Consider the following 13726-nt stretch of genomic DNA (forward strand, 5'->3'; position numbering starts at 1 on the left):
ACCAGCAAGAGGTTCACCATGAAGATCATCAAACACCTGCTCGGCACCTCGCTGCTGACCTTCAGCCTGCTGGCCCAGCAGGCACCGGCGGCGGGCCGGGCGGCGCCGATCCACTTCGGCGACATCACCTGGGAAAGCGGCAGCCTGATCACCGAGGTGCTGCGGCTGATCGTCGAGAAGGGCTACGGCTATCCGACCGAGACCCTGCCCGGCAGCACCGTCAGCCTCGAAGCGGCGCTGGCCAAGAACGATATCCAGGTGATCGGCGAAGAGTGGGCCGGGCGCAGTCCGGCCTGGGTCAAGGCCGAAGCCGAGGGCAAGGTGTTCGGCCTGGGCGATACGGTCAAGGGCGCCACCGAAGGCTGGTGGGTGCCGGAGTACGTGATCAAGGGCGACGCCGAGCGCGGTATCAAGCCGCTGGCGCCGGAGCTGAAATCGGTGGCCGACCTGGCGCGCTACAAGGAGGTGTTCCGCGATCCGGAAGACCCGGGCCGTGGGCGCTTTCTCAACAGCCCCACCGGCTGGACCTCGGAAATCGTCAACAGCCAGAAGCTCAAGGCCTATGGGCTGAGCGACAGCTTCGTGAACTTCCGCACCGGTTCCGGCGCGGCCCTGGATGCCGAGGTCAGCTCGTCGATCCGCCGCGGCAAACCGGTGCTGTTCTACTACTGGTCGCCGACGCCGCTGCTGGGCAAGTTCAAGCTGGTGAAGCTCGAAGAACCGGCCTTCGATGCCGAGGCCTGGAAGACCCTGGCCGATGCCAACAACCCCCATCCGCGGGGCACCCGCTCAATGCCGGCGCACCTGGCCATCGGCGTGTCCGCGCCGTTCAAGGCGCAGTACCCGGAACTGGTGAGTTTCTTTGAAAAGGTCGACCTGCCGATCGACCTGCTGAACCGCACCCTGGGTCGGATGAGCGAAACCCGCCAGCCACCGCGCCAGGTCGCCGAGGCTTTCCTGCGCGAGCAGCCGCAGGTCTGGCAAGGCTGGGTGCCGAGCGAAGTCGCCAGCCGCGTCAGCGCCGCGCTGTAAGCCGATCCCGCTTGCGGCCTGCCTACATTGGCCGGCGGCATTTCTGGCTTCCGTAGGAGCCAGGCTTGTTGGCGATGCGGCCACCACGCAGTGCCAGGGAGACCGCTTTCGCGAGCAAGCTCGCTCCTACAGGGGACTGTGTTTTTAATTGGTTTGGGAGTCACCGATGTTCAAAGGTTTTATCGTCACCCTGTGTTTCACGCTCTGCGCTTCGCTGGCACTGGCCGCCGAGCCTGGGCAATTGCGTATCGGCTATCAGAAAAGCTCGGTGAGCATGGTCCTGGCCCGCGAGCACCAGTTGCTGGAGAAAGCCTTGCCGGGCACCCAGGTGCAATGGATCGAGTTCCCCGGCGGCCCGCAACTGATCGAGGCGCTGAACGGCGGCAGCGTCGATGTGGGCAATATCGGCGACATCCCGCCGATCTTCGCCCAGGCCGCTGGGATCGACTTGCAGTACATCGGCGTCGAGCCCAGCGACGGCAAGACCGAAGCCATCCTGCTACCGAGGAACAGCCAGGCGCAGAGCCTGGCCGACCTCAAGGGCAAGCGGGTGGCGTTGCTCAAGGGCTCCAGCGCGCATAATTTTTTCCTCAAGAGCCTGCAGCGCGCCGGGCTGAAACTCAGTGACCTGAACCTGGTGTACCTGTCGCCGGCCGACGCCCGCGCGGCGTTCGAGCAGGACAAGCTGGACGCCTGGGTGATCTGGGACCCTTACTATTCGGCGGCCCTGCTCGACGGCAGCGCCCGCCTGCTCAGCGATGGCCAGGGCCTGGATTCCGGCGGCAGCTTCTACATCGCCAGCGGTGCCTTCGTGCGCCAGCACGGCGCTGCCGTCGCCCCCATCCTCAAGGCCTTCGGCGCGGCCCAGCAGCTGTCCTTCGACCAGCGCGACGCCAGCATTGACAGCATGGCGCGCATCCTCGGCCTGCAACGGCCGGTGGTGGAAAGCTACTTCAGCCATCGTTCGCGCTCGCCGCTGCAGGGCATCGATGCCCGGGTCGTGGCCAGCCAGCAGCGCACCGCCGACCTGTTCCTCGCCAACCACTTGATCCCCAAGGCCGTGCGGATCGAGCAGATCGTGTTCAAGAGCGAGTGAGCCCCATGCAACCTATCTATATCGATTTTCTCAACGGCCTGGACATCGCCGAGCTGGCCCTGAGCAACGACGAAATCCTCGCCGCCATCGAAGCCGGCCTGGCGCTCCAGGGCCGTGGCGAGGCGGTGATCGAGCCGCGCACCCACCTGATTCCCGGGGGCGCAATCAACGGCCATTTCAACGTGCTGCGCGGGGTGCTGGGGGGCGACATCGGTCACGCCGGGGTCAAGGTGGTGGGTGACTTCGTCGACAACTACTGCCAGGGCCTGCCCTCGGAACTGGCGATCCTCAACCTGCTGGACCCGGCCACCGGCGTACCCCAGGCGATCCTCGACGCCTCGGCGATCACCGATATGCGCACCGGCGCGATCACCGCCATCGGCGCCAAGTACCTGGCGCGCCCGGACAGCAAGGTGCTGGCGCATATCGGCGCCCGCGGCACGGCGTACTGGAACGTGCGGCTGCTGGACCACCTGTTCGACTTCGAGGAAATCCGCGTGCACTCGCGCCGCGAGGACAGCCGCGAGGCCTTTGCCGAACGCCTGCGCCGCGACCTGGGCAAGCCGGTGATTGTCACCCACGACTGGGAGAGCGCGGTGCGCGGCGCGGACATCGTGGTCGAGGCCTCGCGGCTGAACCAGCCCGAACCTTTGCTGCGCACCGAATGGATCAAGCCCGGCGCCTTTGTCGTGCCCTACGGCACCATGAGCGCGGTGGAGCTGTCGCTGACCGATATCATGGACAAGCTGGTGGTGGACGACTGGGGCCAGTGCAAGGGCGGCCTGTTCGGTTCGCTGCGGGCCCATGTCGAGGCCGGCAAACTCAGTGAGCAGACCCTGCACGCCGAGCTTGGGCAGATAGTCGCAGGCCATAGAAGCGGCCGGCAGCACGCCGAGGAGAACATCCTGTTCTGGCACCGCGGCCTGAGCCTCAGCGATATCGCCCTGGGCCACGCCCTGCTGCAAAAAGCCCGGCGCCTGGGCATCGGCCAGCGGCTGCGTTTCGCATGATCGGCCTGGGCCCGGAAGGCCTGGCGCTGACTGACCTGCTGCGCGTTGCCCGCGAGGAGGCGGCGCTGCAATTCACCCCGGCCGCCCGGCAACGGATCGCCGCCGGCCATGGGCTGTTGCGGGAACGGATGGCCGCGGGCGACGCCATCTACGGCGTGACCACGGGCCTGGGCGCGGCGGTGGATGTGGCCCTGACCCAGCCGGATGACGACCTGCAACGGCGCATTCCCCTGGGCCGGGCCGTTGGGCTTGGGCGCCTGGCCACGCGGCCTGAACTGCGGGCGATGATTGCCGCGCGCCTGGCCGGGCTGGCCCAGGGCCGCTCGGGTATTTCCCTGGCCAGTGCCGACAGCCTGCTGGCCTTGCTCAACGCCGGGATCGAACCCGAGGTGCCGTTGCTTGGCTCCCTGGGAGAAAGCGACCTGGCGCCATTGGCGCACCTGAGCCTGGCGCTGATCGGCGAGGGCTGGGTGCGCTGGCGCGGCGAGCGGCTGCCGGCGCGGCAAGCCTTGCAGCGCAATGGCCTGCAACCGGCGCGGCTGCTGGACAAGGACGGTCTGGCGCTGGTCTCGGCGAATGCCGCGAGCCTTGGCCTGGGGGCCTTGTTGCTGGCTGAGGCCGACCAGGCCCTGGACAGTTTGCTGGCGGCGCTGGCGCTGTCTTGCGAAGGTTATCGGGCCAACCTCAGCCCCTTCCAGCCCTGGGCGTCGCGCTTGCGGCCGGCGGCGGGCCAGGCCGAGCAATCGGCGGCGCTGCTGGAGTTGCTGGAGGGCGGCCAGTTGCGCCAGCCCGGCAGTGCCCGGCGCTTGCAGGATCCCTTGAGCTTTCGCTGTGCCGGCGTGGTGCAGGGCGTGGCGCGACAGGCCTGGGCACAACTGCGCGAACATCTGCAACTGGAGCTGACCAGCGGCGCCGACAACCCGGCCTTGATCGACGAGCAGCGCCAGGTCCTGGCCACCGCCAATTTCGACAGCACGCACCTGGCGCTCGCCGGGGAAGGCCTGGGGTTGGCCCTGAGCCGGGTCGCGGCCTGTTGCGCCGAGCGTATCGCCAAGCTGCTGTCTCCAACCTCCAGCGAACTGCCGCGCTTTCTCATCGAGCGGCCCGGGCATGTCGGCATGGCCGCCTTGCAACGCAGTGCCGCGGCGCTGCTGGCGGAGATTGGCCATCTGGCCAATCCGCTGCCGGCGGTCTGCGTGCCGGTGGCCGATCGGGTCGAAGACTACGCCGGCCAGGCCCTGGCGGTGATCGAGAAAACCCGGCAACTGACCCAGCGCCTGGCCTGGCTGGCGAGCATCGAGCTGATAGTCGCGGCCCAGGCCATCGACCTGCGCGGGCCCTTGCAGCTGGGTGTCGGCAGCGCCCGCATCCACCGCGCGGTGCGCAGCCAGGTGGGGTTTCTCGATCAGGATCGGCCGGGCTCGGTGGATGTGCTGGCCCTGACTGAATTTATTCAACGGGGAGGGCTGGGCTGAGCAGGTGAGCGGTTTCTGTAGGAGCCAAGCTTGCTGGCGATGCGGGCGGCGCGGTGTGTCAGGGGCACCGCTTTCGCGGGCAAGTCGGATCGCCGCCCGCTCGCTCCTACAGAAGCTTGCTGGCGACGCGGGCAATCGAGCGTCGATCGGCCGCTCCTACAGAACAATCTCGGCCGCCAGTGCCGCTTGCACCGCTTCGCGCTGGGCGATTCGCGCCTGGAAGCCTGCCAGCGCCGGCCACTGTTCCAGGTCGATGGCGAAGCCGGCGGTCCAGCGCAGCACGGTGAACAGGTAGGCGTCGGCGACACCGAAGGATTCGCCCAGCAGGTAACTCTGCTGCTCCAGCGTGCGGTCCAGCAGCGCCAGGCGCTTGAACAGTTTCTGCCGGATCAGCGCCTGGGTCGCTTCGGGAAACTCGGGGTTGAACAGCCAGCCGAGGCCGCCATGGATCTCGCTGGAGACGAAGTTGAGCATCTCCTGCAACCGCACCCGTTGCCAGCTGCCATTGGCCGGCGCCAGGCCCGCCTGCGGCTTGAGGTCGGCCAGGTATTGCAGAATCGCCGGGCCTTCGGTCAGCACCTGGCCGTCGTCCAGCTCCAGCGCCGCCACATAACCCTTGGGGTTGATCGCCAGGAAGTCGCCGCCGTCGGCCGTGGTCTTGTTGCGGTTGTCGACCCGGACCAGGGTGAACGGCAGGGCCAGTTCGCGCAGCACGATGTGCGGGGCCAGCGAGCAGGCGTGGGGCGAGAAATACAGGTTCATCGAGGGCTCTCCAGAAGGGGGAGATCAGTGTCATAGTCCGCGCTGCTCTCAGTAAAATTAATCTTTCAGAAAAACCCCATAAGGACAGCTACTGCCATGATGAACCTGATGCACTGGCGCATGCTGGTGGCCGTGGCGGATACCGGCAACATCACCCGCGCCGCCGAGCGGGTCGGCATGACCCAGTCCGGCGCCAGCCAGGCCCTGGCGCTGCTCGAAGACAACCTGGGTGTGCAACTGTTCACCCGGGAGAACCGCCAGACCCTGCCCACCGCCATTGGCGAACAGGTGGTCGAACAGGCGCGGCTGATGCTCGCGGCGTTGCAGAACATCCGCGACACCGCGGACGCCTGCCGGGACATTCAGCGCGGCACCATTCGCCTGGCGAGTTTCCCCATGGTGCTGGCGACTTTCCTGCCGCCCTTGCTGCGCCGTTTCAAGCAGTTGTATCCGGGCATCCAGGTGGTGGCGCTGGAGGTCAGCGACGACGAGGTCGAGGCCTTGCTCGAAGCGCGATTGATCGATGTCGGGGTACTGCTCAACCCTGCGCCCGAGCGCAGCGTCGGCCTGCTGGGGCGCGATGCCTGGGTGGCGGTGCTGCCGACGGGGCATGCCCTGGCGCGCCGCGGTCAGGAGCAGGGGGTGACCTTGCAGGAACTGGTGAACCAACCCTTCGTGCTGGCCACCGGCGGCTGTTCGGTGAATGCCCGCAGCCTGGCGGCGGATGCCGGCCTGGAGCTGGTGGATGTGCGGGTCGAGGTACGGGAGTGGAGCAGCGCCTTCACCCTGGTTCGCGAGCAAGTGGGGGTGACCCTGGTGCCGCAGATGACCTTGCCGGAGCAACGCCACGGGTTGTGCGTACTGCCATTGAGCGAGCCGATCCCGCGCACCTTTGCCCTGGTGCTGGCCGAGAGCAGCGAGCCGTCGCCGGCGCTGCGGGCCTTGCTCGATATGCTGGCCCAGGGCTGAGCGCAGCCGCTCAAGTCAACTCATAAAAAAGGGTTCCCGTGGGGAACCCTGTTTCGGCTGGCCGCTTTTAAAGCGCCGCGAGGAACTTGTCGGTGACTTGTTTCTCGACGCCGCTGGCGTCCTTCTCGACTTGCGCCAGCTTCAGTTTGTCCTGAACCCGCTGGGCAATTTCCTGAGCCACCGCCTGCTGTTTCTCCGGCGGCAGGTTTTTCAGGTCTTCCTCGGTAATGCCCATCTCTTCGAGGATGCGGTCGCGCATGCGCTGTTCAGGGGACTTGCTCATGTAGTCCTTGAACTCATCCAGGGCCGAGCCCTGGGTGGCGCTGTTGGCCTGCGCGGTACTGGCGGTCGGCGGGGTGGCCTGCAACAGCACGCGGGTCTTGGCGAAGGCCGCGGCGACATTGTCGCTGACCGTGTTGCTGGCCTGCTGCACGGCCTGGGACGCTTGCAGGGTCGCGGTGTTCTGCACGTTCTGCATCAAACTGCTGTACAGCGCGCTGGCGGCCGCGGTGCTCGGGTCCATGTCGGACCGCTGGGAGGGCTGGATCGCCGTGGTTTTCTGGGCACTGACCAACATGATTGGGTACCTGTGTGTAAGGGCTGTCCAAGGCTGCGCAGCAATTTGCATGCCGCCGCGCTGGAGGATCCTGGGACGGGGCTCTTTGCCAGGGCTTTGCGCCGATTGCCCGGCAAGGCTGGCGGCACGCGGCGGACAAGCCTTGCCGCTTGCGGCCAGCGGCGACCGGTCAACGCTGGGCGATGTTCTCCAGGGCCAGGTTGCGGGTACGCGGGCCGAAACGGCCGATGGTGAACATCACGATCAGCATGCTGCCGACAATGAACGCCAGGACCCCGGGCGTGCCGAAGTGATCGAGGAAAAAGCCGATCAGCAGGCTGCTGAACACCGTCGACAGGCGGCTGAACGAGTAGCAGAAACCCACCGCCCGGGCGCGGATATTGGTAGGGAACAACTCGCTTTGATAGGAGTGGTAACTGAAGCTCAGCCAGGCGTTGCAGAAGGTGATCATTACCCCGCAGACGATCAGCCCCAGGGCCGTGCTCTGCCAGGCGAACAGGGTGCCGAAGGTCATGGCGCCGAGGGCCGAGCCGACGATCTGCCACTTGTTCTCGAAGCGGTTGGCGAACTTGACGAACAGCAGCGGCCCCAGCGGATAGGCGAGGGTGATGATAAAGGCGTACATCAGGCTGTGGGTGACGCTCACGCCCTGGCCCGAGAGCAGCGCCGGCAGCCAGTTGCCGAAGCCGAAGAAACCGATGGCCTGGAATACATGGAACACGATCAGCATCAGTGCCCGGCGCCGATAGGGCGGTTGCCAGATATCGGCGAAACGCCCCGAGCCCTGGACACCGAGGGCCTCGGGTTGCGGGGTGTCCAGCGGTTTGCCGTGGTCCTTGGCGCAGCGCGCCTCGATGTTGTCCATGATCCGCTCGGCCTCGGCGAAGCGCCCATGCTGGGCCAGCCAGCGCGGCGACTCGGGCAGGCGTGAACGCAACCACCAGATAAACAGCGCGAACACTGCGCTGGCCAATACCACCCAGCGCCAGCCGGCGATGCCGAACGGGTCCTGCGGCACCAGCCACCAGGACATCAGCGCCACCGCCGGTACCGAGAGAAACTGCACAAAAAAGGCAAAGGCGAAGGCCGAGCTGCGCATGTGCTTGGGCACCAGCTCGGAGAGGTAGGCGTCGATGGTCACCAACTCGATGCCCAGGCCGATGCCCACCAGAAAGCGCATGCCGATGATCCCCAGGGCCGAGGTCTGCACGCCCATCAGTACCGTGGCCACGGTGTACCAAATCAGGGCGAAGGTGAAGATCGCCCGGCGCCCGAAGCGGTCGGCGATCGGGCTCAGCAGGCTGGCGCCGAGGAATAGGCCGAGAAAGGTCGCCGAGGCGAAGGCCGCCTGGTCGGAAAAACCGAACACACCCTGGCTGCCGGTGGCGAAGATCCCGTCGCGGATCAGGCCGGGGCTGATATAGGCGGTCTGGAACAGGTCATACAGCTCGAAGAAACCGCCAATCGACAGCAGCGCCACCAGGCGCCAGACGGTGGCGACGGCGGGCAGGCGATCGATGCGGGCGGAGATATTGGCGGCGCGGACCGGGTCGAGGCCGTCGGTGGCGACAGTGGGGGCGAGGGACGACATGGGCGGGATTCCAGGTTTCGGTGAGGAGGAATCTTAGCTGGCTAACGGAAATCAATGATTGTGAATGCGGGCTCGGAAGTCGGGCTGTGCGCTGATTTATTGTCGTATTTCGTTACATCTTGCGGTTTTATGCCGCTGCCGCAGCCGAAGCGGCATCCAGCTTCCGTAGGAGCGAGGCTTGCCCGCGAAAGCGCCCTTGATTGCAACACCGGTTCAGGGATCGAGTTGGGTGGCGCCTGTCATGGCCTTATCGCGGGCAAGCCTCGCTCCTGCAGAAGAAAAAGACGATTCAGGGAATGCCATTGCGTCCATGCAGCAGGAAGGCCGGGCGTTCGCTGAGCCGTGCGTAATAGGCGGCGATGGCGGGGAAGTCGGGGCGCTCCATGGGCGTCATCATCCAGCGATGCACCGACAGCCCGAGGACGATATCGGCCAGGCTGAACTGCTCGCCGAGCACATAGTCGCCGCTGCTCGCCAGTTGCTGCTCGAGCAGGGCCATCTTGGCGTTCCAGCCGCGAAGGCCGGCGGCGATCCGCTGTGGGTCCTGAAAGTCCGGGTTCTGCCGGACCAGGGCGACGAAGGCGTAGCTCCACGCCGGATTGAGCTCCGTGGCCTGCCAGTCCATCCATTGCTCCACCAGCGCCCGGGCCCGAGGCTCGCCGGGCAGCAGCCGTTGCCCGGCGACCTTGCCGGTCAGGTACCGGCAAATACTGTTGGATTCCCACAGCGCGCCAGCGTCATCGACCAGCACCGGCACCTGGGCGTTGGGGTTGAGCCTGAGAAACTCCGGTGTGTGGGTCGACTGGAAGCCGCTGCCCCAATCCTCGCGTTCGTAGGGCAGGCCCAGTTCCTCGCAGGTCCACAGCACTTTTCGGACGTTGATCGACGAGGCTTTACCGAGAATTCTCAGGGTTCCCATGCAAGCTTTCCTTGGCGGGTGGAGGGCCCTGGAAATCTAACAGCGGCGCCGCTCTTGGGCGATGCCGATTTGCACTGTGGCCTCAGACCGGGTCCGGCAGCGCCGACGCCGGCAGACCAAAGACCCGGTCGAACAGCCAGTTGAAGACGAAGGTGTAGCAGGGGATGAACAGGATCAGCGCCAGGTCCAGCAGGAAGGCCTGCACCAGGCTGATGTGCATCCACCAGGCGATCAGCGGGATCAGGAACAGGATCAGCGTCAGCTGGAAACCCACGGCATGGGCGATCCGCCGCTTGACCGTGCGGGTCCGCGAGACCTGGCGGCTTTCCCAACGCTCGAACAGGCTGGTGTAGATGAAGTTCCAGGTCACCGCGATGCTGGTGATCACCACCGCCAGCGGGCCGGTGCTGCTCGGCGAGGTGCCGGACAGCAAGGCCAGGCCCAGGGCCGAGAAGGTCATGCCGAACACCTCGAACAGTGACACGTAAACCAGTTTGCGCTTGATGCCTTGCATGCTTTTTTTCCTCCGCGTTCGTTGGCCCGGGCCGCTCCTTTTGCAGGAAGGGCTGGCGAATGCGGCGCAAGATAGCTTCAATGTGCCTGACAGAAAAAGTCAGTAGCTTTCAGGTTTACTGATAGGTCGACATCCTAGATAGGCGTCTGCATGAATTTCTCCAGCGACAGCATCCAGTTGTTTCTCGCCGTGCTCGAGCGCGGTTCGTTTTCCGCGGCGGCCCGGGCCCTGGGCAAGGTGCCTTCGGCGGTGAGCATGGGTATCGCCAACCTTGAGGCGGAGCTGGGCTATCCCCTGTTCGATCGCAGCCATCGCGAGCCGGTGCCCACTGCCATGGCCAATGCCCTGGCGCCCCACGCGCGGCTGATCGCCGAGCAGCTCAAGCACCTGCAGGTGCATGCGGTGGAGTTGTCCCTGGGGTTGGAAAGCCGGCTGTCCATCGGCGTGGTCGAGGACATCGACAAGTCCCGGGTGCTGGCGGCGATCAAGCGGATCGCCGAGCGTCATCCGTTGCTCGACATCGAGGTACTGAGCGCGCCCCAGGACGATCTGTTGCAACTGCTGCACACTGGCCGGATCGCGGTCGGCGTGGCCTTCGCCGGGCTGAGCCTGAACGTGCTGGAGTATTTCCAGTACGTCGGCAGCGAGCGGATGATCGCCTGCATTTCCGCGCGCCATCCATTACCCGAGGCGCCGGATGCCACCCTCTATCTGGAAGAGCTGGTCAACGTGCGTCAGGTGGTGGTTGCCAGCCGCGACCTGCCGATCCGCGACACCCGGCCACTGATCGCCGAGTCCTACTGGCGCACCGACAGCCTGGCCATGGCCCTGGACATGGTCGAGTCCGGCATTGGCTGGGGCAATTTCCCGCTGTCGGTGATCGCGCCCTTGCTCAAGGCCGGGCGGCTCAAGCGCCTGACCTTCAAGAACATCGACAACGGCCTGCTGCTGCCGGTGCACGCGGTATGGCTGAAGAACCAGCCCCTGCAAAAGGCCGCCCAGGCTTTTGTGCAGTTGCTGGGTGGGCAGGACCCGGCGCTGGCCCCTGAGGTTCATGCCGAGGTGAGGCCGTAAGCCTGTCCGCTTATGGGGCCGGGCGGGTGGCGTCGTGCTGCTCGCTGCCCAGCGCCTGGTGACGCAGCCAGTCGAGCAAGCGGGCAACGGGCGAGTCCGGGTCGACAGCCTCGGGCGACAACAGGTAGTAGGCGCTGCCGTCGGCGATAAAACCGAAAGGCGCGACCAGCAGGCCCGACTCCAGGTCGTCGCGCACCAGTTGCCAGGGCGCGATGGCCAGCCCCAACCCAGCCACCGCCGCTTGCAGGCTGAAGTAGAAATGCTCGAAGACCTGCTCCGTGCCCGGCGCCTGTTGCATTCCCTTGAGGGTCAACCATTGCTCCCAGGCCGCTGCCCGGGTCGCGCTGTGCAGGCGTGGCGCCGTATCCGATAGCCGTACTCTGCCGCTTGCATCGCGGGTCCAGCCGACGGCCTGGTCCGGGCGACACACCGGGCCGATGGCTTCATCGAACAGCCACTGCGCATGGGTGTGGGGCGGCCAGGGAAAGTCGTTGCGGCGGATCGCCAGGTCGATGCCTTGAGCAAAGGCAAAGGGCCCGCCGCCGGCCACCAGTTGCAGGGGGATATCCGGATGAGCGGCGAAGAAGGCCGGGATCCGTGGAATCAGCCAGCGCATCAGCAGGGTCGGTTCGCAGGACAGCACCAGGGCCGCAGCCTTGTCGGGCGTTCGCAGTTTGCGGGCGGCGGCGTCGATCAGGTCGAAGGCATGCTCCACGCTGTGCAGCAATTCGCGGCCAGCTTCGGTGAGAAAGACCCGATGGCTGCGACGCTCGAACAGCCGTGTGCCGAGGTCTTCTTCCAGGGTGCGGACGGCACGGCTGATGGCGCCGTGGGTCAGGTGCAGGGCTTCGCCGGCGCGGGTGAAGCTTTCCAGGCGAGCGGCGGCCTCGAAACAGCGCAGGGCGCTCAGGGGTGGCAGGCGGCGATGGGTTATCTGTGAGTTTTTATCACCGGGAATGTCAGTTTTCATCGTTCGCTCTGTGACGGTTCGTGCCCATAAAGTATGGGCCGGATTCTATAGCGAAGGCGCTTGAAAATGACTGAACTGTTAGTAGTAATCACCATCACCATCCTCGCGGTGCTCAGCCCGGGGCCGGATTTCGCCATGGTCACGCGTAACAGCCTGGTGCTGTCGCGTCGGCATGGGGTGTTCACGGCGCTGGGGATCGGGCTCGGAGTGATGCTGCATATCGGCTACACGCTGTTGGGCGTCGGCCTGCTGGTCAAGGAATCGCTGCTGCTGTTCAGCGTGCTGAAAATCGCCGGGGCGCTGTACCTGGTTTATCTCGGTATCGGCATGCTGCGCAGCCGCGCGGTCGAGGAAGAGGTAGCGGTCGATGCGCCGCGGGTCTCGGCGTGGGTGGCATTGCGTACGGGGTTTTTGACCAATGCGCTGAACCCCAAGACCATGATTTTCGTGGTCAGCCTGTTCATGCAGGTGATGCAGCCAGGTACCGCGCCGGGTGTGCAGATCGGCTATGGCGCGATCATTGTCCTGGCCCATGTGCTGTGGTTCGTGGCGGTGGCGCTGTTCTTTTCGGCGCCGGGCATCCGGGCCCGGCTCATGGCTTACAAACGGCGTATCGACCAGTTGTTCGGCGTTCTGCTGGTGGGCTTCGGCGTGCTGCTCAGCGCCCTGAGCCTACGTTCCTGAACGCGGCTCAGGTGCTCTCGCGCACCATCAGCTCGAAGCCCATGTCCACCACCGGCTTGGCCACGCTGTTGCCGGCCATCAGGGTCAGCAGCTGTTCCGCGGCGCGGCGGCCGATGGCTTCGCGCGGGGTGCTAATGCTGCTCAGGCGCGGCACCATGTGCGCCGAGGCGGGCAGGTCGTTGAAGCCCATCACCGCCACTTGCTCGGGGATTCTGATGCCGCAGCGCATGGCTTCCAGCAGGGCGCCGTGGGCCAGGTCGTCGTTGCCGAAGAAGATCGCGTCCACGTCCGGGTGGCTGTGCATCAACTGCAGGAAGAGTTCGCCGCCCAGGCCCACCGACGAGGGGCGCGGGGTGAGGACTTCCAGTTTCGGGTCGTAGAGGCCGGCTTTCTCCAGGCCGCGGCGGAAACCTTCGCCGCGCATCAGGGTGCGCTGGTCGAGCTGGGCACCGATATAGGCCAGGCGCTTGCGGCCGCGGGAGATCAGGTGCTCGGCGGCGGTTTCCCCGGCGTTGTGCTGGGAGAAACCCACGCAGTTCAGGCCGGCCTCGGGGTTGAGGTCCATCATGTAGACGCAGGGAACGTTGCTGGCTTCGACCATCCGTCGGGCGCTTTCGGTCCGGTCGAAGCCGGTCAGCAGCAGGCCGCGGGGCTGGTAGGCCATGTAGTTGCGCAGCAGGTTTTCTTCTTCGTCGGGGGAATAGTGGAAGTTGCCGATCAGCACTTCGAAGCCCTTGGGGCGCAGAACCTGATGAATGGCTTCCAGGGTATCGATGAACAGCAGGTTGGACAGCGACGGCACCAGCACCACCACCGAATGGCTCTGGGCCGAGGCCAGGGCGCGGGCGGCGGGGTTGACCACGTAGTTGAGTTCGCGGGCGGCCTTCTGCACCTTTTCCACCAGTTCGGTGGCCACCGTGTCGATGCCGCGCAGCGCTCGCGAGGCGGTGATCGGGCTGACGCCGGCCAGGCGCGCGACTTCGTTGAGGGTAGGGCGCCCCGTGGTGCGGGTATTTTTATCGTTCTTGGAGGAGGTCATCAGACGGCTTGCCA

General features: G+C 65.8%; 14 protein-coding genes. 7 read left to right on the forward strand and 7 right to left on the reverse strand.

Going from position 1 to position 13726, the window contains the following annotated elements; genetic code table 11:
* The first annotated feature begins 18 nt into the window (after positions 1–18).
* From J4E58_RS15105 to J4E58_RS15120, 4 genes are all read left to right on the forward strand, one after another.
* Entirely contained in the window at positions 19–1032 is a 1014-nt protein-coding gene (locus J4E58_RS15105; protein WP_087090338.1) for an ABC transporter substrate-binding protein, read from the forward strand.
* 166 nt (positions 1033–1198) lie between these two features.
* On the forward strand, positions 1199–2128 hold the full coding sequence (locus tag J4E58_RS15110) for an aliphatic sulfonate ABC transporter substrate-binding protein (protein ID WP_087090340.1): 930 nt from the start codon (positions 1199–1201) through the stop codon (positions 2126–2128).
* A gap of 5 nt (positions 2129–2133) precedes the next feature.
* Positions 2134–3138 (forward strand): ornithine cyclodeaminase family protein, encoded by a 1005-nt coding sequence (locus J4E58_RS15115; protein ID WP_087090342.1) that lies wholly within the window; start codon positions 2134–2136, stop codon positions 3136–3138.
* Positions 3135–4613, forward strand: coding sequence for an aromatic amino acid lyase (locus J4E58_RS15120; RefSeq protein ID WP_087090344.1), 1479 nt, complete (start codon positions 3135–3137; stop codon positions 4611–4613). Before J4E58_RS15115 ends, J4E58_RS15120 begins: the two co-directional genes overlap by 4 nt.
* 156 nt (positions 4614–4769) lie before the next feature.
* Here the strand turns inward: J4E58_RS15120 and gstA are convergent, their stop codons facing one another.
* A complete protein-coding gene (gene gstA / locus J4E58_RS15125) occupies positions 4770–5375 on the reverse strand; it encodes a glutathione transferase GstA (protein WP_087090346.1) in 606 nt (201 codons plus the stop codon).
* 96 nt (positions 5376–5471) lie between these two features.
* Here gstA and J4E58_RS15130 point away from each other — a divergent pair, with 96 nt between their 5' ends.
* The gene (locus J4E58_RS15130; RefSeq protein ID WP_087090348.1) at positions 5472–6344 is read left to right on the forward strand and encodes a LysR family transcriptional regulator; all 873 of its coding nucleotides are present in this window, start codon (positions 5472–5474) and stop codon (positions 6342–6344) included.
* A gap of 67 nt (positions 6345–6411) precedes the next feature.
* Here J4E58_RS15130 and J4E58_RS15135 read toward each other — a convergent pair whose 3' ends face one another.
* From J4E58_RS15135 to J4E58_RS15150, 4 genes are all read right to left on the reverse strand, one after another.
* A complete protein-coding gene (locus J4E58_RS15135; RefSeq protein ID WP_087090350.1) occupies positions 6412–6921 on the reverse strand; it encodes a hypothetical protein in 510 nt (169 codons plus the stop codon).
* 169 nt (positions 6922–7090) lie between these two features.
* On the reverse strand, positions 7091–8512 hold the full coding sequence (locus tag J4E58_RS15140; protein WP_087090353.1) for an MFS transporter: 1422 nt from the start codon (positions 8510–8512) through the stop codon (positions 7091–7093).
* A gap of 289 nt (positions 8513–8801) precedes the next feature.
* On the reverse strand, positions 8802–9431 hold the full coding sequence (locus tag J4E58_RS15145; RefSeq protein ID WP_087090355.1) for a glutathione S-transferase family protein: 630 nt from the start codon (positions 9429–9431) through the stop codon (positions 8802–8804).
* A gap of 82 nt (positions 9432–9513) precedes the next feature.
* A complete protein-coding gene (locus J4E58_RS15150) occupies positions 9514–9945 on the reverse strand; it encodes a PACE efflux transporter (protein ID WP_009045208.1) in 432 nt (143 codons plus the stop codon).
* A 150-nt stretch (positions 9946–10095) separates the two neighbouring features.
* Between J4E58_RS15150 and J4E58_RS15155 the strand changes: the two genes are divergently transcribed.
* Positions 10096–11019, forward strand: coding sequence for a LysR family transcriptional regulator (locus tag J4E58_RS15155; protein WP_087090357.1), 924 nt, complete (start codon positions 10096–10098; stop codon positions 11017–11019).
* Between the two features lie 10 nt (positions 11020–11029).
* Here the strand turns inward: J4E58_RS15155 and J4E58_RS15160 are convergent, their stop codons facing one another.
* Positions 11030–11989: a LysR family transcriptional regulator gene (locus J4E58_RS15160; protein ID WP_087090359.1), complete on the reverse strand. Its 960-nt coding sequence runs from the start codon at positions 11987–11989 to the stop codon at positions 11030–11032.
* A gap of 66 nt (positions 11990–12055) precedes the next feature.
* Between J4E58_RS15160 and J4E58_RS15165 the strand changes: the two genes are divergently transcribed.
* On the forward strand, positions 12056–12673 hold the full coding sequence (locus tag J4E58_RS15165) for a LysE family transporter (RefSeq protein WP_007925126.1): 618 nt from the start codon (positions 12056–12058) through the stop codon (positions 12671–12673).
* 7 nt (positions 12674–12680) lie between these two features.
* Here the strand turns inward: J4E58_RS15165 and J4E58_RS15170 are convergent, their stop codons facing one another.
* Complete coding sequence (locus J4E58_RS15170) at positions 12681–13712, reverse strand: LacI family DNA-binding transcriptional regulator (protein WP_007925129.1); 1032 nt, start codon at positions 13710–13712, stop codon at positions 12681–12683.
* Positions 13713–13726 lie beyond the last annotated feature (14 nt).

Origin of the sequence: Pseudomonas sp. FW305-25, assembly GCF_017351415.1 — a bacterium.
In the GTDB taxonomy this organism is placed as follows: Bacteria; Pseudomonadota; Gammaproteobacteria; order Pseudomonadales; family Pseudomonadaceae; genus Aquipseudomonas; species Aquipseudomonas chlororaphis.